At 42.3% G+C, this 18,870-nt stretch carries 12 protein-coding genes and 1 pseudogene; 9 read left to right on the top strand and 4 right to left on the bottom strand.

Features of this window, described 5'->3' with window-relative positions:
• The first annotated feature begins 7 nt into the window (after nucleotides 1-7).
• On the top strand, nucleotides 8-2,125 hold the full coding sequence (locus DW640_RS10445; protein WP_117578030.1) for a RagB/SusD family nutrient uptake outer membrane protein: 2,118 nt from the start codon (nucleotides 8-10) through the stop codon (nucleotides 2,123-2,125).
• A 22-nt stretch (nucleotides 2,126-2,147) separates the two neighbouring features.
• The gene (locus tag DW640_RS10440; RefSeq protein WP_117578046.1) at nucleotides 2,148-3,209 is read left to right on the top strand and encodes a DUF4973 domain-containing protein; all 1,062 of its coding nucleotides are present in this window, start codon (nucleotides 2,148-2,150) and stop codon (nucleotides 3,207-3,209) included.
• Between the two features lie 137 nt (nucleotides 3,210-3,346).
• Here DW640_RS10440 and DW640_RS10435 read toward each other — a convergent pair whose 3' ends face one another.
• A complete protein-coding gene (locus DW640_RS10435) occupies nucleotides 3,347-5,902 on the bottom strand; it encodes a hypothetical protein (RefSeq protein WP_117578028.1) in 2,556 nt (851 codons plus the stop codon).
• A 370-nt stretch (nucleotides 5,903-6,272) separates the two neighbouring features.
• On the opposite strand from DW640_RS10435, the gene DW640_RS10430 reads away from it, so the two are divergent.
• Genes DW640_RS10430 through DW640_RS10420 form a run of 4 tightly spaced genes read left to right on the top strand, consistent with a single transcriptional unit; the run spans nucleotide 6,273 to nucleotide 7,946 of the window.
• Nucleotides 6,273-6,866 (top strand): hypothetical protein, encoded by a 594-nt coding sequence (locus tag DW640_RS10430; RefSeq protein WP_048699134.1) that lies wholly within the window; start codon nucleotides 6,273-6,275, stop codon nucleotides 6,864-6,866.
• Entirely contained in the window at nucleotides 6,856-7,020 is a 165-nt protein-coding gene (locus tag DW640_RS23555; protein WP_155520517.1) for a hypothetical protein, read from the top strand. The genes DW640_RS10430 and DW640_RS23555 overlap by 11 nt, the downstream gene beginning before the upstream one ends.
• 48 nt (nucleotides 7,021-7,068) lie before the next feature.
• Nucleotides 7,069-7,398, top strand: a complete 330-nt coding sequence (locus DW640_RS10425; protein ID WP_048699119.1) for a hypothetical protein — start codon at nucleotides 7,069-7,071, stop codon at nucleotides 7,396-7,398.
• A 44-nt stretch (nucleotides 7,399-7,442) separates the two neighbouring features.
• The gene (locus tag DW640_RS10420) at nucleotides 7,443-7,946 is read left to right on the top strand and encodes a DUF3828 domain-containing protein (RefSeq protein ID WP_008762475.1); all 504 of its coding nucleotides are present in this window, start codon (nucleotides 7,443-7,445) and stop codon (nucleotides 7,944-7,946) included.
• 97 nt (nucleotides 7,947-8,043) lie between these two features.
• On the opposite strand, the gene DW640_RS10415 is transcribed toward DW640_RS10420, so the two are convergent.
• Together DW640_RS10415 and DW640_RS10410 are read right to left on the bottom strand one after the other, a co-directional pair.
• Entirely contained in the window at nucleotides 8,044-10,557 is a 2,514-nt protein-coding gene (locus DW640_RS10415) for a glutaminase domain-containing protein (protein WP_117578026.1), read from the bottom strand.
• A 13-nt stretch (nucleotides 10,558-10,570) separates the two neighbouring features.
• A complete protein-coding gene (locus DW640_RS10410; RefSeq protein WP_117578044.1) occupies nucleotides 10,571-12,385 on the bottom strand; it encodes a glycoside hydrolase family 2 protein in 1,815 nt (604 codons plus the stop codon).
• A gap of 295 nt (nucleotides 12,386-12,680) precedes the next feature.
• Between DW640_RS10410 and DW640_RS10405 the strand changes: the two genes are divergently transcribed.
• Entirely contained in the window at nucleotides 12,681-15,629 is a 2,949-nt protein-coding gene (locus tag DW640_RS10405) for a glycosyl hydrolase 115 family protein (protein ID WP_117578024.1), read from the top strand.
• On the opposite strand, the gene DW640_RS10400 is transcribed toward DW640_RS10405, so the two are convergent.
• Nucleotides 15,626-16,738, bottom strand: a complete 1,113-nt coding sequence (locus DW640_RS10400; protein ID WP_187323735.1) for a family 43 glycosylhydrolase — start codon at nucleotides 16,736-16,738, stop codon at nucleotides 15,626-15,628. The two genes, DW640_RS10405 and DW640_RS10400, sit on opposite strands and share 4 nt — an antisense overlap.
• Before the next feature lie 166 nt (nucleotides 16,739-16,904).
• On the opposite strand from DW640_RS10400, the pseudogene DW640_RS23970 reads away from it, so the two are divergent.
• Nucleotides 16,905-17,888, top strand: a pseudogene (locus tag DW640_RS23970) (glycoside hydrolase family 43 protein); the annotation flags it as partial.
• Complete coding sequence (locus DW640_RS23965) at nucleotides 17,886-18,815, top strand: family 43 glycosylhydrolase (RefSeq protein WP_230327380.1); 930 nt, start codon at nucleotides 17,886-17,888, stop codon at nucleotides 18,813-18,815. The pseudogene DW640_RS23970 and the gene DW640_RS23965, both read left to right, overlap by 3 nt.
• Nucleotides 18,816-18,870: the final 55 nt, after the last annotated feature.

Raw genomic sequence — 18,870 nt, 5'->3', positions numbered from 1 at the left:
AGAGATTATGATAAAGAAGATTTATATATTATTATTAACCGTATTAGGGATGGGAGTAATTTCTTCTTGCTCTGATTACCTGAATTCGGAGAAATATTTTAAGGATCGTCTGACACTGGAGAAAACTTTCGAAAGTAAGGATCATGTGGAAGAATGGTTAGCTTATGCTTTTTCATTTATAAAAAATGAAAACTATGAGGTGACGACTAAAGGACCAAGTGAGAATTCGTTTTGTTTTTCAGACGATATGTATTATGGTGACCGCGATAAGACAATCGATGCAACAAAGAATGAATTGTCATATAATATGTTCAAGTTAGGAGAATATGATGAGAATACTTATAATGTTGGGGCATGGGGGGCATGTTATAAAGGAATTTTCCAAGCATCAGTATTTATCCATAATGTTGACCGGTGTCAAGAGATGGCTGATTGGGAAATACTAGATTATAAGGGGCAGGCTCGTTTTGTTCGTGCTTACTATTACTGGTTGCTCTTACGTCGTTATGGTCCAGTGCCTATTATGCCGGACGAAGGAGTGGATTATACTCAAAGTTATGATCAAATAGCTACTCCACGTAGCTCATACGAAGAAGTGGCACAATATATCAGTGACGAAATGGTACAGGCTACTAAAGAGTTACAATATGACCGTCGTACTGATAATTATGCTATAGGCCGACCTACTCGTGGAGCTGCATTGGCAGTTCGTGCTTATGCACTGATTTTTGCAGCTAGTCCGTTTGCTAATGGAAATAATGATGAATATGCGCAGCAATTGGTAGATGACGAAGGGCGTCGTTTGCTTTCTTCCGAATATAGTGAAGAAAAATGGGCAAAAGCTGCTGCCGCTTGCCGTGATGTCATCGATTTAGATGTTTATGAGTTGAATATTGTAAATAAATCAACATCTGATAATGGACCTTCTGAACGTCCGACTGTTACTCCACCGGCTGATGGCGAGTTTTCCAATCACCCCTGGCCAAAAGGATGGACAAATATTGACCCGCTCAGATCATATCGTACTATCTTTGATGGTACTATATTACCTGCAAACAATAAAGAACTGATATTTACACGTGGTGCAACAAATATAGATATGTTGGTACTTCATCAGATGCCCAAGGATGATGGCGGCTGGAACTGTCATGGTATGACACAGAAAATGCTGGATGCATATTATATGAATAATGGTAGTAATGAGCCAGGTATGAACTCTATGTATCAAGGAGTAGCTAATTATCAAGGTATTGTAGATACTCGTGAACGTAGAACCGGATTTACTGATTTGCAAGACTTGAAGGATAATAAATATCCGGAATTAGGTTGGAAATATGATCCGAAGAAAGGAGATAACGATCAGGCTAAAACTGGGATGAATGTTTCTTTGCAATATGTAGAACGCGAACCACGATTCTATGCTTCTGTTGCTTATAATGGCTGTACCTGGTATTATTTGAGCCAGACTGAAAGCAAACCTGCCGATGTAAATCAACAGGTTTGGTACTACTTTGGAAGTTCCGATGGTTATCGTAATGACGGTTTCTACTTGCGTACAGGTATAGGAATTAAAAAGTTTGTTCATCCAAACGACTATCCTGGCAATTATGTTGCGAAAGCTGAAACAGCAATTCGCTATGCGGATATTCTACTGCTTTATGCAGAAGCATTGAATGAGTTGACTGGAACATACAATATACCTTCTTGGAATGAGGCGACAACCTACACTATTAGCCGTGATAAAGAACAAATGGAAAGAGGTATTCATCCGGTACGTATTCGTGCTGGGTTGCCTGATTATCCAGACGAATTTTATCTGCAGAGTGGGGTTGATGATATGCGTAAAGCATTAAAACGTGAACGTATGATAGAGTTGATGGGCGAAGGAAAACGTTACTTTGATATTCGCCGTTGGAAAGATGCACCAGTAGAAGAATCTCTGCAAATATACGGTTGTAATGTCTTTGTTGGTGAAGCTAAGAGAGACGAATTCCATTCGGCAATTCCTGTTTACAATCTCCCGTCTACTTTCTCGGAAAAGCTATGGTTATGGCCTATCAAACATAGTGAGTTGAAACGTAATTCACGTTTAACACAGAACCCAGGATGGACAATGTATGATTAATTCTAAACATAAAGACTTATATATGAAGAAAATATATACTTTGGCAGCTTTGGCTGCAATGACAATGTTGGGAACTTCCTGCAATTCGGAATGGGAAGATGAACAATATGAGCACTACATTTCTTTCAGTTCACAACTGGATAGTAAGGGAGTGACGAATATATATGTACCTTATAGCCGCCATGATGCAGAAGGAAATTATGCAGAAGGAGGAGAAGGGAGGTCCAATTATCAGTTACCGATACTTGTCAGTGGTTCTACTGATAATCCAAGTAATGTCACTGTACACGTAGCACATGATGCTGATACATTGAATATTTTGAATTACGCTCGTTACGCTACACGTACAGAACTATATTATGAGGATATGGGAGCAGAAGGATTGGCATACGCTTCATATCCAGAATCTCTACAGATAAAAGCAGGAGAAAATAAAGGTTTGCTGGATCTTAAATTTGATTTTCGCAACATTGATATGTCAGAAAAATGGGTACTTCCATTGCAGATTGTAGACGATGCGGCTTACAACTACGTAGCTCATCCACGTAAAGATTATGCTAAGGCAATATTGAGAATCTTCCCATTTAATGATTACTCTGGCGATTATTCTGGTACAGGGATAACCAACAAGGTGGTGACGGGATATGATGGAAATGGTAAACCGATAGAAACAGCAGAATCTATCACAAAATCGTCAATAAGAGGGTATGTGATAGATGAACAGACTATTTTTACGTATGCAGGAATAGTAGATGAGGATTATACAGACCGTAGAAAGTATAAAATCAAATTTGCTTTTAATGGCGAGACAAATGGTTCGGTTACTATTTCCTGTGATAATGCAGAAGAGATTGGATTTGAATTAAACGAGGACGTGACTCCTTCATTTCGTATTTCTTCATCAATGGATGACGCGAAGCCTTATCTGGAACACCGTTATGTAATAATTAATAATGTTGATTATTATTTCAATTATATACCAGTGGAAGGTACCATCATTCGCTATCATGTAAAAGGCACATTGACATTATCACGTGATATCAATACTCAGATTCCGGACGAAGATCAAGCTATTGAATGGTAGTTCCTGTTAATCGCTAATCTAACGAATCAAGAAGAGGGTGAAGTTCAAAAGCCATTGAATTCATCCTCTTCTCTTATTTTGAAAAGTTATTTTAGGACTGATTGTGTGCCGTTTTTTGTCAAATATCCTGAAGCGTACTATTTCGTTTCTGCAACTGTAGAATACGTCACGCTCCCTAGTTTCCCGTCATTACTCAGTGTCTCAGCTTGAATAATCAACGGTGTGGAATACTGATTATTGTAACATTCGATCACTGCTTTTCCATTTTCATCCGTCTGTACAGACGGATTCCAGTAAAGAGTTCGTCTTTTATCTGCTTTATCCATGTATAATTCTTTGTCCGGATAAGCTGGCGAATAATATTCTAATGCCGGTGTATATCCCTGCATAACAGTCTGCCGGGTACCAAGAGCTGCAGTCTCGTGTTTATTCAGAACATCATGTCTGGGCAATGGAATGAGGTAGAAAATGCTATATTTGTCCAGTTCTGATACATCTACATCATTGGAATTAGACATTTTGGTATTCTGGATAATTTCATCATCTACTCCTCCTGTGCCTTTACTGATGATAATAGAAGCCAAACCATCTATTTCAGTCAGCATCATGTTTACTTCTGTCGACGATAGAATTTTGTTATCCATAATATAACAGATCGGTTTCTGACGATAGGTACAACTGTTATCTTTACGGTCCCAGTAAAAGAGTGGATTTAATTTTTCCATTACTTCCGGGATAGTGGTGACAACTTTGCCATTATCGCGAAGCTGATCGACAGCCTGGCGTATATCATAGTAGGCATCAATACTTTGCTCATTAATTTTAGTCGCCATATTCGTACTTTGACGGCGCCGCTTACTTTTGATTTCAACTTCGTCCAAAAGATAAAGTCCGTCCACCCGGCGGATGGAATCCATATATAAAGAGTCGAATTTTTCAGCTTCCTGTTGCCAGTGGGCAATGTTGCCCCACTCCGGGTGCAACTCTTTGTAACCGTATGCACGCGTAGCAGGCGAGAAATGCCGGTCGATGAGAATAGAAGCGTCCTTATTTCGTTCTTTTCCCACTTTGCGAGTCTGGATGACAGCTTCCATTGATCCCTCGAAATCTTCCAGCGGAATGCTGAAATGTCCGTTCTCATCCGTAACGGTCTGACCGGTAATAATCTCTGCATCTCTCTTCACCATTACGCTGAGAGCTATATCCTTCAGCTTATTTTTGAGAATCGTAGATTTGACTTGTCCATAAAGTACCAGTTGGCTTTCTGGCAACTGGAGTGGGGTGAATGGGCTGATACCGATCTGTTGTGTCATATCATATTTACGCCATCCGTGTACCATTAACAGTATATCCAGTTCCTTCTGTTTCCGGAGAGAACTCTCTGTGAAGTAGTAGCCGGGTTGATGAATGTAGCCTTTCAAGTCCGATGTAAGCAGGAGGTCGGTGAAGATATTGTTATCATATTCCATATAATCAGAGCGGACGGCATCACGGATACTGACTGATAATTTGCCGGGCATCGGTTCTCCTATGGCGTTGTTCAACTGCAGTTCGCAGCGGATGGGAGCATAAGGAGCGTAAATCTCTTTTAAACCTTTGGGCGAGATTTGCAAAGGAGCCCGTGGAGAAGCAAAGACAAAGCGGTCGCATAAAGTATTTCCGGCACGATTGAGCAGACTGATTTGTAAGACTCCTGCCGGTAATTTGCGCGACAATACAGTAAATTGCTGAGGCTCATTTGCCTGACAGTGGATGAGCTGATAGGCATGGGGACGTCCCTGATGGCTTATAAAAACAGCTAATGTATCCTGCGGGGTCGCTACATTACATGATACCGTCACAGAAATAGCCCCTGCATTGTTGTCTACTTTCAGAACATACCCGTTTGGCAATGCTTTAGGGAGGTTAAATTCGTACTTCTTTCCTTGAAAGTTTACTTTAGCAATTGCCGGCAGAGCAGAAGGCGTATATTCAAAAGCTCCCATTCCATCGTGTAAAGTTTCAAAAGAGGTGATTTCTTGCCCCTCTTTGGTATAAAGTGTTCCTGATAATTGAAGGTTTCCTTCATTTTTGCTTTCTGCTTTGAAAGCAACCTGCGAAGTTACCCCTTCGACTAACTGTCCTCCTTCCGGAAAGAAACGCAGACTCAGCTTCTCTCTTGTTTCTTCCGGCCTTTTCTCCATAGACGGACTCAACTCATAGGTGCTGATACTACGCTCCAACTGGTCGCTATGAGAAAGCTGATAGACAGGGAAAGTACGTGAAAAGTACTGCGGATCACTGAATGCAAGCATCCAGCGGGTGTAAGCACGTACTTCGTAATAACCGGATAGCATTGACTGGGGGAGTACAAACTGCCCGTTGCCTTCTCCTTGTGATAGTTTAATGATCTGTTTATCAGTAACGTGCCCTGCCTGATCTACCAGTTCCACATACAAAGGACGGCTGATTGAACTGAAAACTTGTTTTTCGGCAAGAGTGACATATGCTTTGAACCATATCGTGTCGCCCACATAATAGCTTGTATTATCAAAATGCAGATATGCTTTTTCACGCGGATAGTTATCGGCAAAAGTTTGAGCTTGATTCATGTACTGTTCGAATATCACTTTAGCGGGTGGATTTTCTCCACGTGCAGATATTGCTAAAAGTCCGCATACTGAGAGTAAAAATAATAACGGTTTGTTTTTCATATTAGTGCTGTCTATTTTTAGTTGTCTATTTTATTGTATGATTTTTATGTTCAGCACTTTCTCTGTGCTATTTTAGTATCATGTGAACTACTACAAAGATAGCGGTTTCGATGAATAAAGAAGGAAAAAAAACGTTCAATCTAAGAAAGAAACTGTTCATTACTCTATAAATACTAATCGGATTGCTGTTTCATGTTGATAATTCTTTTTATCAAAATTCGTTTGTACTGAATGAGAAAGGCTGCCTTATTTTTATTGTTGAATAGATTTTATCATTTTTTGAATAGAAAATGTTCGTGTTTCTATTGTTTTTTGTCGTTCTTTGGGTATCACATTAAACAAAATCTAATCAATGATAATAAATAGAATTATGAGAACACTTATTATTTTGCTTTTATGCACGAACACGAGTTTTGCGATAGCTCAGATTTCTCCCAAAGCAGTTGAGAAGAATAACCAATCTGTGAAAACTGCGGGTTTCTTTAATGATTCCGATTCTTTAAATAAGGCTATTCATCTTTCAGATGAGGCGATAGCTTTGGAGCCTTCATACAAACTGGCATATGCAAATAAGATTAAATACTTAATGGCGTTGGGACAGAAGGAGAAAGCACTGCAAACCAAGTTGCAAATGGAGAAATTCTCTCCGGATGATCCTTACTATATTTTAGGTAAGGGAATGATGCTGGAAGAGAATGCTAAAAAGAGCCTGGCTATGGATACTTACAAACAAGCTGCCTCTCTTTTCGAAAAACGCTTGAAGGAGAAACCAACTGAAGCAGACCTGATGAATTATGTATTCGTACTCTTTTTGAGGGATAACAAGAATTATTCTTTGGATGAAATCGAAAAGGAGTATCTCCAAATCTTCAGTCCAGCAATAAGACAACACACGAAAAAGTTGATAGATGAACTTAGCAATAAAAGAGAGGATGTAATTCATGAGATGCTAGGTGGTAAATGAAAACATAGGGATTGCGGGTGGTTTACTTCATTCCTATTTTGTTGATGGAGCTATTCTGAATGATTCTTGCACGCTGTTTGTTCCGGATGGTGTTTCTCCGTCAGAATATCGTCAGTCTGATGCTTATCAACAAGCATCCAAGAATCAGCAGTAGTATGGTGGCTCTCTTAGCCTTGTTGCCGATTCACTACAATATGCGTATATGAAAGCTCAGGTTGAGTCTATAATTTTGCCGTTTAAGAAACGGTTGGATGGCTTCACATATTGGCAAAGAGAATTGGAACCGGCCATTCATCCGGCCTTGAAAGCGTATGTCAAAGCGGAAAATGCGACAGGAGGAGTTTCTTCGGTTATGATATTTGAGGAAATTGCCAGGAACACGGATCATTTTTGCAGTGATTTTAAAACAGATCGTGATGTGCGAATGTTCCTGACGCTTTATTTCTGGAAATATTTGTGTTATTTTGCAAATATAGATTTTTATACCGGTCAGGATAAAACTGAAGAGATTCTGAAGGGGGAGGCTGATTAGTTTGGAAATCTGATTATTAGTTTAAAACAAGAACCATTAATGTTATGAAATTGAGAATTGTACATTTGTTATTATTGCAGTCCGTAATGCTTCTTCTTTCCTGTTCCAATCAGAGCCGGAAGAATATGGATACATCGGCAGAACCAGCTGACGTACAGGCGAATGTGTCGGACAGTAGTAGAATTGAACAAGAAGCCATCGGCATGATTGAAGACTTTTATGAGGCTTATGCTGCCAGTTTCATGTCCACCGGTAAAGAAGCTCTCGCACTTGGGGATTCAATTAAGCAAAAGTTTCTGACCAAAGAGCTGATAGAGAAAGTTGATAGGCTGATAGAGGCGACAGATGCCGATCCGATCATTCGTGCGCAAGATTTAGGTGAAAATGACATGAAAACATTGTCGGTGAAACATCTGAATGATAATTGGTATGAGGTTAACTATACTTCGGCTAAAGGCAGCCAGTATGAACGTGCCGTGAGTATCCCGGTCAGAGTGGTTAACGTTGACGGACAATATCTGATTGATGATATAACTCCGGAAAACTGATCGTATCATTAAATGATATGAAAAAAGACAAACAGCATCTTTTACGCTAGGCAAAAGGGCTGTTTGTCTATATTCAACGAGGAAAAGAGTATTCGTTTTATTTCTGTTCTTTGACTTTCTCCATCAGTAGCTTCATGTAGTAGCCACCCACTACGGAACGTGCCTTGAAATTCATCATCTTTCCTGTATTCGTATCATGCCAGTCGCTGATAGGCACACGGGAAGTTGTTTCGTTCGCATAAGTATAGATCGGGTCGATGAACTTCTGGAACGTAGCATCGTCCGGAGACATACAGGCGCTCCATAGTACCCAGTCGGATTTGGTATATTGTGCGCGGGAGTCCAATAGCAAACCATATTTATTTTGCTTGGTCAGATAGAAAGGAATTTCCGTATCGAATACTTTCTGCGGGAAAATGTTCATGTTAAACACTTTGTCCCATATCAGATTGTATTTCTGACTCCACGTTCCCGGTTTGTCAAATGCCAGTTTGTAGTGATCGCCGTCAAATGCCATCTTCTCCCATTCTATCGCCAGTCTTTTGGCGGTTTCGATATATTTGTTCGCAGTTGTTTCTTTGCCCAGCATACGTGCCATTTCTCCGTATCCGGCGATTGCCATGATCGCTTTGGCGGAAAGATTGGCGTTGTGTGCCAGATGTCCGGCAAAGTCGTCTGTACAAAGCTGGTTTTCAGGGTCCAGACCGTTCTCAATCAGGTAGTTTGCCCAGGTTGATAATGTTTCCCAGTATTTGGAAGCATAGTTGGCATTGCCTTCCATCATAGAGATGGCTGTAGTTACCAGAATCATGTTTCCGGCTTCTTCGATAGGCATATCTTCGCCATAAAGCTGTCCGTTGGCTATCGGATAAGTTCCTAAGTCATGAGCGGGGTAAGGCTTGTTCCAGCGTCCGCTTTCGCTGTAATAGAAGATAGAGTTGAGCATTCCCTTCATCAGTTCCGTATTGTAAATAAGGTATAGTGGAGCGGATGGATAAGTTAGGTCTACTGTGTTGATACAGCCGTTACTATGGTTCTCTTTGGATAAGAAAAGCAGGTTGCCTTCCTTGTCGGTAAGGAGTTTATGGGCGGTAATGGAGTGGCGGTAAGTCAATGCGAGTAGTTCGGCATATTTCCTGCCTCCGGCTTTTTCTGCATCAGCCATCAGTTGTTGGTCGAAGGCACGGCAACGTTCCATCAATGAGGGATAAGAAGCCTGCGCACGTTCGAAAGCATCAAAGATGCTGACTTGACCGTTGTGTTTCCAGTATGCCATGCGGCGTTCGTAGAAATATTCGATCGAGTAGATATCGTCGTAGCCTAACATCACATATCCGCTTTTCCCTTGATTGTCTACCTTGCCTAAGTTTTCGGTATAAGCCATAGCGGGCATGTCGCTTTCGCTGCGGGTAATGAAATCCTGGGAGTTGGGTAATAGTTTGCCATTGGTGATGAAGGCTTGCTTCATGTCATAGTAGTTACCTATGCTTAAGTCCTTGTTGGGTGCGCTGTTGCTTCCCAGATAAGCATATCCCCAGTCGATGCGTACACCGTCTCCTTTACGTTTTACGTAAGGCTGGTCGATGGTACCTGCCTTGAGGTAATCCACTCCGTTTTTGCTGATCTTTTCTGAGATGGTTGGTTGTGACGGTTCGTGTACGGCAAGTTGCGGGGTTGTTTCGATATACACTTGCACATCATGTTGTTTCTTGTCGAGTGTACGTACCCGATAGGAGATGTAGTTGATAGGGGTCGAGATAAGATCAAGATCTTCCATCAGCAGAGGTGCTGTGAATACGAGATCCAGTTCTACCGGACCGCAGGTGAATGTATAGTAGGTCTGTGTCGGTAATACATCGACAGACTTCTGGATAGCAGCTTCCTTGAAGTTGCTGAGCTGTTTGTTCTCACGGAACAGGCCGAAATCAACGTATGCTCCGCCGGTTGTGTTGTGACAGTGTGCTGCAATAATGTTTGTTCCTTTACGGAGCCTGGCTTTAGCTGATGCGGATAGTTCGATGGTAACATCGTCATTCCAGGAATAATCGGTTGCCACCAGTTTTTCTCCGTTCAGATAGAGCTCGAATACATCGTCGTGTGAATAACGTAAGTAGATAATGTCGTTTGTCAGGTCTTGATTGAGGTTGAAACTACGGCGTACCCAGATGTCTTCGGTGTTCCACTCTGTGCCGATGCGTTTCATGTCTTTGGTGCCGAAAGCGGCTTTGCCCTTGGTCCATCCGGAATCATCGAACTGGGGCTGTATCCAGTTGGCCGCCGGTTGGCTCATGGTGAACTTTGCTTCCCAACGTTCGGTGTTTGTCATCGGAAGGATTGTTTCGAGGTTTAGCTTGTCCTTGCCCATGAAACGATATACTTTCCCGTCCACCCGGAGCGCGCCCAGTAAAGGATGGGTGGCGGCTGTCCAGTGTTCGGTGTTCCCTTCGTTCAGTTCGTTGTAGGGAGACCAGATAGCAAGATAAGTATCGGAAGTGATCAGAGGTACGGACGGTGCACGCAAAGCGATATCCTGACTCGTTTTAAACAGGTCAGTTGCCTGCACATTGCATGCGAGGCAAACTGACATGATTGTAGAGAATAGTTTATTCATTAATATGAAACTTTTATTTATTTAGCGAGTTACAAATTTTCTGGTTGATGGCTTTGATTTTAGGCTCGTCTACTTTGATCACTTTCCGGTCGTAAGTAACCAGACCGTTCACTTCTTCTTCCACATCTGTGATTTGTGTGTATACGGCAGCCGAGAAGCCTTTCTCGATCAATTCCAATAAATGGTCTGCATATTTTATGTATTCATTAGTCACTTCTTCTGGCGTGTTGAACTTCACGTAGCCCCAGTTCTTGTCTGCCAGCCACAGATGTCCTTTCAGTGCCATACCTATACCGCCATATTCGCCCAGTACGGTAGCGCGTATCGGATCGTAGAGATAGAGGTTCGGTCCGGGATAGTTATGAAGGTCGAGAATATCTCCGCACGTGTAGTGGTTACCTCCACTGGCAGGGTTTACCAGACGGCTGGGGTCGTATTCTTTCGTCCATTTAGTGATTTCAGGAGTCTTGAATTGTCCCCATGCTTCGTTGAAAGGTACCCATACGCCGATGCTCGGATAAGAATACAGGTAGTCGATAATTTCTTTCCATTCTTTGCGATAGTTAGCTTCTGATGCTGCGGAGCGGATGGCGTCTGCGCCGTCATAGTACTTGTGCATCTGCCATTCGGCAGGACCGCGGCCACCGTTCGGCATATCTTGCCATACGATCAGTCCGAGTTGGTCGCAATAAGTATACCAACGTGCCGGTTCTACTTTTACGTGTTTGCGCACCATGTTGTAGCCGAAGTCTTTGATCTTCTTCAAGTCATATACCAATGCTTCGTCTGTTGGCGCTGTGTATAAGCCGTCCGGCCACCAACCTTGGTCGAGCGGACCAAACTGGAAATAATCTTTGTTGTTGAGTTGCAGGCGTGTAATGCCATTCTTGTCTTTATGAGTTGAGAATTTGCGGAGAGCGGTGTAACTCTTCACTTGGTCTATAGCCTTACCGTCTTTATAAAGAGTGACTTCCATATCATAAAGTGAAGGAGACTCGGGTGTCCATAATTTAACGTCTTCCGGCATTGTTAATTCTACCGGTACGCCATTGAGCGCTGCTCCTTTGGCTACGAGGTTTTTGCCGTCGAATACTTTCACTTCCACTTTGTCCGGAGAACATACGTTGGTAGCTACTTCCACTTTGACGGTCTTCTTGTCGATATCCGGAGTTGTTTTCAGTTGGGCGATATGCTGGGCAGCTACCGGTTCCAGCCATACAGTCTGCCAGATACCTGTGACTGGTGTATACCAGATTCCTCCCGGTCTTTCTACTTGCTTTCCTCTCGGCTGTTCGCCACGGTCAGAGGGGTCCCACACTTTCACAACCAGCTGGTTATTGCCTTTATTCAATGCGGAAGTAATATCAAAGTAGAATGGAGTGAAGCCTCCTGTATGTTGTCCTACTTTTACGTCATTTACCCAGACGTCGGCTTTCCAGTCCACAGCTCCGAAATGCAGTAGTATTTGTTTGCCTTTCCAGGCTGACGGTACATCAAAAGTACGCTGATACCATAATTCCTGATGTTCGTTAACAGTTTTGCCTACTCCTGACAGGGAAGATTCCACTGCAAACGGAACTAATATCTCTCCTTGGTAATTGCTTGGTGCCGGTTCTCCTTTTTTAGTAATTGCATAATTCCAGCTACCATTCAGATTTTTCCAATCCTGACGTTCCATAATGGGGCGTGGGTACTCTGGTAATACGTTTTTAGGATTCAACTGCTCACCCCACGGAGTCTTTATCTTATCACCGGCGGGCTTCCATTGAGCGAATGTCGGGCTACAAAGAGCCAATGCGAATAGCACTGCTAGAAAATTCTTTTTCATGGTAATTATCTTTATATATGTTAAATAGAAGAAGTAAATCTCCTTAAAAGGAATATTGCAAAGAAAAGCCAATCAGAGAAGAATGAAGGAAATTTGCTGTTCAATAAATGATAAATGCTCGTCATTTTATAGTGAATGACAGCTTTTCATGCGATAATGGTTATTTTTTATCCTTAATTGAATAATAAGTAGCTTATATTACCGGAGATAATTATGACTTTTGGAGGGAGAACAATCGTATGTTTCCGCGGATAGTAGTAAATAAACTGAAAAACAACTATAATAAACTTTATCAATGAGAATCCTTTTTTTATTAATAGTATTGTCGGTTACTTCTGCCCTACAGTCGCAGGTAGTCATTAAAGAGAATGCTATTCAGAGTAAGTATGCTTTTCCCTTGGTTACTTCGAAAGCGAAAGCTGTAGTAGTTTATGATACTGATGACTATCTGGTGGTACATAAGACTGCGGAGCTTTTTGTTTCGGATGTCGAATCAGTGACCGGACAACAATTACGGTTGACGGACAAACTGAAAGGCGACAAAGAGATTATTATTGTGGGTACAGTTGAGAAAAATCGGCTGATCCGCCAGTTAGCTGAGAAGGGCAAGCTAGATATCTCTTCTTTGGAAGGGGCATGGGAACGATTCCTGATTCAGACGGTTTCCCGTCCATTCCCCGGAGTCAGCAAAGCGCTGGTAGTAGCGGGAAGCGACAGGCGGGGAGCTGCGTACGGACTTTTCTCTCTTTCGGAAATGATGGGAGTGTCTCCTTGGTACTGGTGGGCTGATGTTCCGGTGAAGAAACATAAGACGCTTTATGTCGATGCTCCCGCCACTCTGTCCAAGACTCCTTCGGTGAAGTACAGGGGGATTTTCTTAAATGACGAAGACTGGGGATTGAAACCTTGGGCTGCCAAGACATTCGAGAAAGAAAGAGGAAATATCGGCCCTCGTACCTATGCCAAAATATGCGAGCTGTTGCTGCGACTGAAAGCTAATCATCTGGCACCGGCCATGCACCCCGTTTCTACCGCATTTTATAAGATACCGGAAAATAAACTGGTAGCTGATACCTTTGCCATTGTTATGGGGTCCAGTCACTGCGAACCGTTATTGCTGAACACTGCCAGCGAATGGGACAGCAAGACGATGGGACCATGGGATTATAACAAGAACAAAGATAAGATCAACGAGGTATTGAGTAATCGTGTGAAGGAAAACTGTGCGTATGAAAATGTATATACGCTGGCTTTAAGAGGCTTGCATGATGCAGCTATGGGTGGCGGAGATGTGCCGATGCGGGAAAAGGTTAAGATGCTGGAAAGTGCACTGAATGCTCAGAGAGAGATCATTGCCCGGCATATTGACAAACCTGTTGAAACAATTCCACAGGCATTTACGCCTTATAAGGAAGTGCTGGAAATCTATTCGAACGGACTGGAATTGCCGGATGATGTTACAATTATCTGGGCGGATGATAATTTCGGTTATATGAAACGTCTGAGTGGTCCGCAGGAGCAAAAGCGCTCCGGACGTGCAGGCGTTTACTATCATATATCTTATTTGGGTGTTCCTCATAGCTATTTGTGGTATAGTACTACCCCTCCGGCATTGATGTATGAAGAACTTCGTAAGGCGTATGATACCACTGCCGATCGTGTCTGGCTGGCGAATTGCGGAGACTTGAAAGGGGCTGAAACACAAATCTCCCTTTTCCTTGATATGGCTTATGATATAGACAGCTTCAATGCGGATAATGTCGCCACTTATCCGGCACGTTGGCTGGCAAAGATGTTTGGTGAGGAGTACTACGATACATTGGAAGATATAACTTGTTCTCATATAAATTTGGCTTTTTCCAGAAAGCCGGAGTACATGGGCTGGGGATATTGGAATAACTATTGGGGAGGCGGAGAGAAACGTACGGATACGGAGTTCTCTTTTGCTAACTATAATGAAGCGGAAAGACGCTTGACTGAGTATAGCCGTATTGGGAAAAAAACGGAGGACTTGTTAGCTTCATTGGACGAAAAGAGTAAACCGGCTTTCTATCAATTATTATACTATCCGGTGAAAGGGGCCGAACTGATGAATCATATGACCATCAAAGGACAGTTTTACCGTCAGTATGTCCGTCAGCAACGTGCTGCCGCCAATCGGCTTAAGGCTCAGGTGAAGTGCTATCATGATAGTCTCGAAATCATAACCGATGGATACAACTCTCTGCTGGATGGAAAATGGAAGCACATGATGTCTTTAAAACAGAACTATGATGGTACGAGTTCCTATTTCATGATCCCATTGATGGAAGAGGAATACACACCTGTTGGCTTTCCTAAGCTGGGGCTTCAGGCAGAAAGCGAAAATTTGGATAAAGGAGGAATGAGTTTTCATACATTGCCCGCCTACAGCACTTATTCACGTAAAAGTCATTGGATAGATATATATAATCAGGGGACCGGAGAGCTAAGCTGGAGTATCACGCCTTCGGAAGACTGGATACTGATCTCTCAGAAAAGTGGTAAGACGTCTGCGGAAAACCGTATCTATATTTCTGTTGACTGGGATAAGGTGCCGGCAGGAGAAAAGGTGAAAGGACAAATTGATGTAACTTCCGGCAGTCAGAAGGAGAGTGTACTGGTTTCAGTATTCAATCCGGAGTCTCCTGCACGTACAGAAGTACAAGGATTGTATGTAGAGGAGAATGGTTACATTTCTATTCCGGCAGCGGACTTCCACCGGAAGTTTGAGAGTAATGATATTCGGATGAGTATCCTTCCGGGACTTGGTTTTGAGGGTCGCTCTTTGCAGTTGGGGAATCCGACAGCTCCCTTGCAAATGTATCGTGCAGGTGATGTCCCCAGGGTGGAATATGATTTCTATACATTTAATGCCGGGATTTATGATGTATATACGTATGTTTTGCCGACATTTCCCTTGCATGCTGAGCGGGACTACAAATTGCCGGAACATACTAACTCGGATACAAAGTATAGTGTCCGTATAGATGATGGTTCCATTTCTACTCCTTCTACTTCAGCTATCGAATATTCTCAAATCTGGTATGATAGCGTATTGAAGAATTGCAGAGTGAATAAGTCTACTTTGTATGTAAAGAAGCCCGGTAAGCACACTTTGCAGATACGCTGTGGTGATCCGGGCGTCGTTATTCAAAAGATTGTCATTGACTTGGGAGGAATGAAGCGTTCTTATCTCGGCCCTCAGAGTACAATCTGTAATTAGTTCTGTTTTTTATGAATAGGGGAACCGGATGGCCTTGCCATTGGTTCCTCTTCTTTTTGAGGGGTTCCCAGCACGGGCATTCCGTCTTTGTCCCAGTCTATCTTCTGTAAACGGGGAGAACGGGAATCGGATGCGCCAGGAGCGTCATTCGGTATCTGGCGGGCATGATATAGCATATACCATTCTTTCCCATCCGGAGACGGAGTGAAAGATATTCCGCCGGGACCGTATACATTGTTTTCAGGGTCTTGTTGTAGTACCGGAACCGGAGACTTCTTCCAGGAAGCCGGATCGAGTAAGTTGGCTTTTGCGTCTGCAGTCAGTAATCCGACACAATAATAAGGAGTCCAGCTACCACTGGCTGAATAGAAGATGCATGCTTTGTCTTTATTCTTTGATTCAAAATATTGGGGTGCTTCGTTTACATGTATCGGATAGGCTGTTTTGCTGCCATCCGGATTTACCCATTGGCATTCCCATTCATATTCAGGTTTGGAGATGAGAATCCTGTCAGAAGACAGTGTCCATGGATTCTTCATAGTAGCGATGTAGATACATTGGGTTTCACTGTCTATCCTTCGTTTTTGCCAGCCGCACCATATCATATAGCGTTGGCCATCATGTTCAAAGGTGCTGGCATGGATTGCCCAGTTGTTGTCTTTATCTGTCTGTATGCGTCCTTTCATCACAAATGTTCCTTCCATGGGGTTGGCGGCTTCATTCTCGACAACATAAATCTGGTGATTATCCATATTGCCGTCGTCTGCGGCAAAGTAAATATACCATTTGTTGTTTATACGATGAATTTCGGGTGCCCACAGATGATAGGAGTTGCTGGGGTCGGTGGGTATCCATACATCTTTTTGAGTAGCATGTGAGAGGTCTGTTATATCATCGGTTTCCCAAAGTATGACTCTGTTTTCTGAGCCCTGTGTATAATAATATTTGCCTTCATGAAAAATAGCCCATGGCTCTGCTCCACGTTCAAGTAACGGGTTCGTATAGGTATTTCCTGCGGCTACAGTTTCTTTCTCTGTTGTAGCCTTCTTATGCTGGCAAGAGACACCGATTAATAAGATAATGGATAATAAAAACAATCTGCTTCTCATGGTACTTCTCATTTGATAATGACAATGCAAAGTAAGCATAAAATATTGATAAATCATGCAAATGGAAGTAGAATGGTCAGTTTTTGTTGTTAAATGAACTGTAATTTCTGAAACTTTTCTTTGTTTTTTCTCATCTTTGCGAAGTGAACTTTTAAATAAATAATATATGAAACTTAGACATCTTTTTCTTTTCTGTGTAATTTGCTGTTCTGTATCTATATCTGCCCAAAACAAAAGTAAGCTTCCGAAAACGAGTGGTAATCCTATTTTCCCTGGTTGGTATGCCGATCCGGAAGGGATTGTGTTTGGAGACGAATACTGGATTTATCCTACCTATTCTGCCGCTTATGATGATCAGATATTCATGGATGCTTTCTCATCAAAAGATTTGGTAAACTGGACCAAGCATCCGAAAGTACTTTCCAAAGAAAATATCAGCTGGCTCAGACGTGCATTGTGGGCCCCGGCAGTAATCCATGCTAATGATAAATATTATTTCTTCTTCGGAGCCAATGATATCCAAAATAATAATGAGTTAGGCGGAATTGGAGTTGCTGTAGCAGACAATCCTGCAGGACCTTTTAAAGATGCGTTGGGAAAACCGTTGATTGATAAGATTGTAAATGGTGCTCAGCCGATTGATCAGTTTGTATTTAAGGATGATGATGGACAATATTATATGTATTATGGTGGTTGGGGACATTGTAATATGGTGAAGATGGCACCGGATTTATTGAGTATTGTACCTTTTGAGGATGGTACTATCTATAAGGAAGTGACTCCCCAAAATTATGTGGAAGGGCCGTTTATGCTGAAACATAATGGAAAATATTATTTTATGTGGTCGGAAGGTGGCTGGGGAGGTCCGGATTATAGTGTAGCCTATGCCATTGCGGATTCACCGTTCGGTCCGTTTGAAAGAGTCGGAAAAATTCTGCAGCAAGATACTAATATAGCAACCGGTGCTGGTCATCATTCGGTAGTTAAAGGTCCCGGATCAGATGAATGGTATATCATTTATCACCGTCGTCCGTTGGGCGAAACTGCAGCGAACAGCCGTGCAACTTGTATAGACCGTATGTATTTTAATAAAGACGGAAAAATAGAGCCTGTCCGTATGACTTTTGAAGGAGTAGGAGCTAGCCCTTTGGCAACCCCTGTTCGCGCTAAAACATATGCTAATCCTGTAATAAACTTTAGTTTGCCCGATCCTACTATTATAAAAGGAGACGATGAATATTACTATCTATACGCAACTGAAAGTATTAAAAATGTACCTATTCATCGATCAAGAGACTTGGTAAACTGGTATTATGTAGGTACTGCTTTTACAGATGCTACCCGTCCAAACTTCGAACCTAAAGGGAGAATATGGGCACCGGATATTAATAAAATCGGTGATAAATACGTAATGTATTATTCTATGTCCACTTGGGGAGGTGAGTGGACATGTGGTATTGGTATTGCTACTGCTGATAAGCCGGAAGGACCATTTACTGATTTGGGTAAGTTATTCCGGAGCAATGAAATCAATATACAGAATTGCATTGATCCTTTTTATATTGAAGATAATGGAAAGAAATACCTTTTTTGGGGGAGCTTCCACGGAATATATGGTACGGAACTGACAGATGATGGTCTCTCTTTGAAGAAAGGTGCTCCAATAGAGCAAATAGCCGGTACTGCTTATGAAGGTACGTATATTCATAAACGGGATGGTTATTATTATTTGTTTGCTTCCATCGGCCGCTGCTGTGAAGGTTTGAAGAGCACATATACTACAGTTGTGGGGCGTTCGAAGAATCTGTTCGGCCCTTATGTTGACAAGAAAGGGCGTTCAATGTCAGATAATCATCATGAGATATTGATTCAGAAGAATAAGGCATTTGTCGGTCCGGGGCATAATTCTGAACTGGTGACAGATAAGAAAGGAAACGATTGGATGTTCTATCATGCGGTCAGTGTTGCTAATCCGGAGGGCCGTGTATTGATGATGGATCGTGTGCAGTGGAAAGGTGGCTGGCCGTTTGTGAAAGGCGCTGAACCTTCTTTGGAGGCTGTCGCTCCAAAATTCTGATCAGAATGATAATCTAAAATATACGGAGATATTGTATATAAATTCCCCTTATCCG

It is taken from the genome of Bacteroides sp. AM23-12 (genome assembly GCF_003434395.1).
In the GTDB taxonomy this organism is placed as follows: domain Bacteria; phylum Bacteroidota; class Bacteroidia; order Bacteroidales; family Bacteroidaceae; genus Bacteroides; species Bacteroides thetaiotaomicron.
Note: the sequence above shows the minus strand (reverse complement) of the source record. Positions and strands in the feature narration are given on the sequence as shown.

Excerpts from the sequence above, each read along its gene's own strand:
- DW640_RS10410 (WP_117578044.1), bottom strand. The coding sequence starts at position 12,385 with ATGAAAAAGAATTTTCTAGCAGTGCTATTCGCATTGGCTCTTTGTAGC.
- DW640_RS10445 (WP_117578030.1), top strand. The coding sequence starts at position 8 with ATGATAAAGAAGATTTATATATTATTATTAACCGTATTAGGGATGGGA.
- DW640_RS10440 (WP_117578046.1), top strand. The coding sequence starts at position 2,148 with ATGAAGAAAATATATACTTTGGCAGCTTTGGCTGCAATGACAATGTTG.
- DW640_RS10425 (WP_048699119.1), top strand. The coding sequence starts at position 7,069 with ATGAAAGCTCAGGTTGAGTCTATAATTTTGCCGTTTAAGAAACGGTTG.
- DW640_RS10430 (WP_048699134.1), top strand. The coding sequence starts at position 6,273 with ATGAGAACACTTATTATTTTGCTTTTATGCACGAACACGAGTTTTGCG.
- DW640_RS10435 (WP_117578028.1), bottom strand. The coding sequence starts at position 5,902 with ATGAAAAACAAACCGTTATTATTTTTACTCTCAGTATGCGGACTTTTA.
- DW640_RS10400 (WP_187323735.1), bottom strand. The coding sequence starts at position 16,738 with ATGAGAAGCAGATTGTTTTTATTATCCATTATCTTATTAATCGGTGTC.
- DW640_RS10415 (WP_117578026.1), bottom strand. The coding sequence starts at position 10,557 with ATGAATAAACTATTCTCTACAATCATGTCAGTTTGCCTCGCATGCAAT.
- DW640_RS10420 (WP_008762475.1), top strand. The coding sequence starts at position 7,443 with ATGAAATTGAGAATTGTACATTTGTTATTATTGCAGTCCGTAATGCTT.
- DW640_RS10405 (WP_117578024.1), top strand. The coding sequence starts at position 12,681 with ATGAGAATCCTTTTTTTATTAATAGTATTGTCGGTTACTTCTGCCCTA.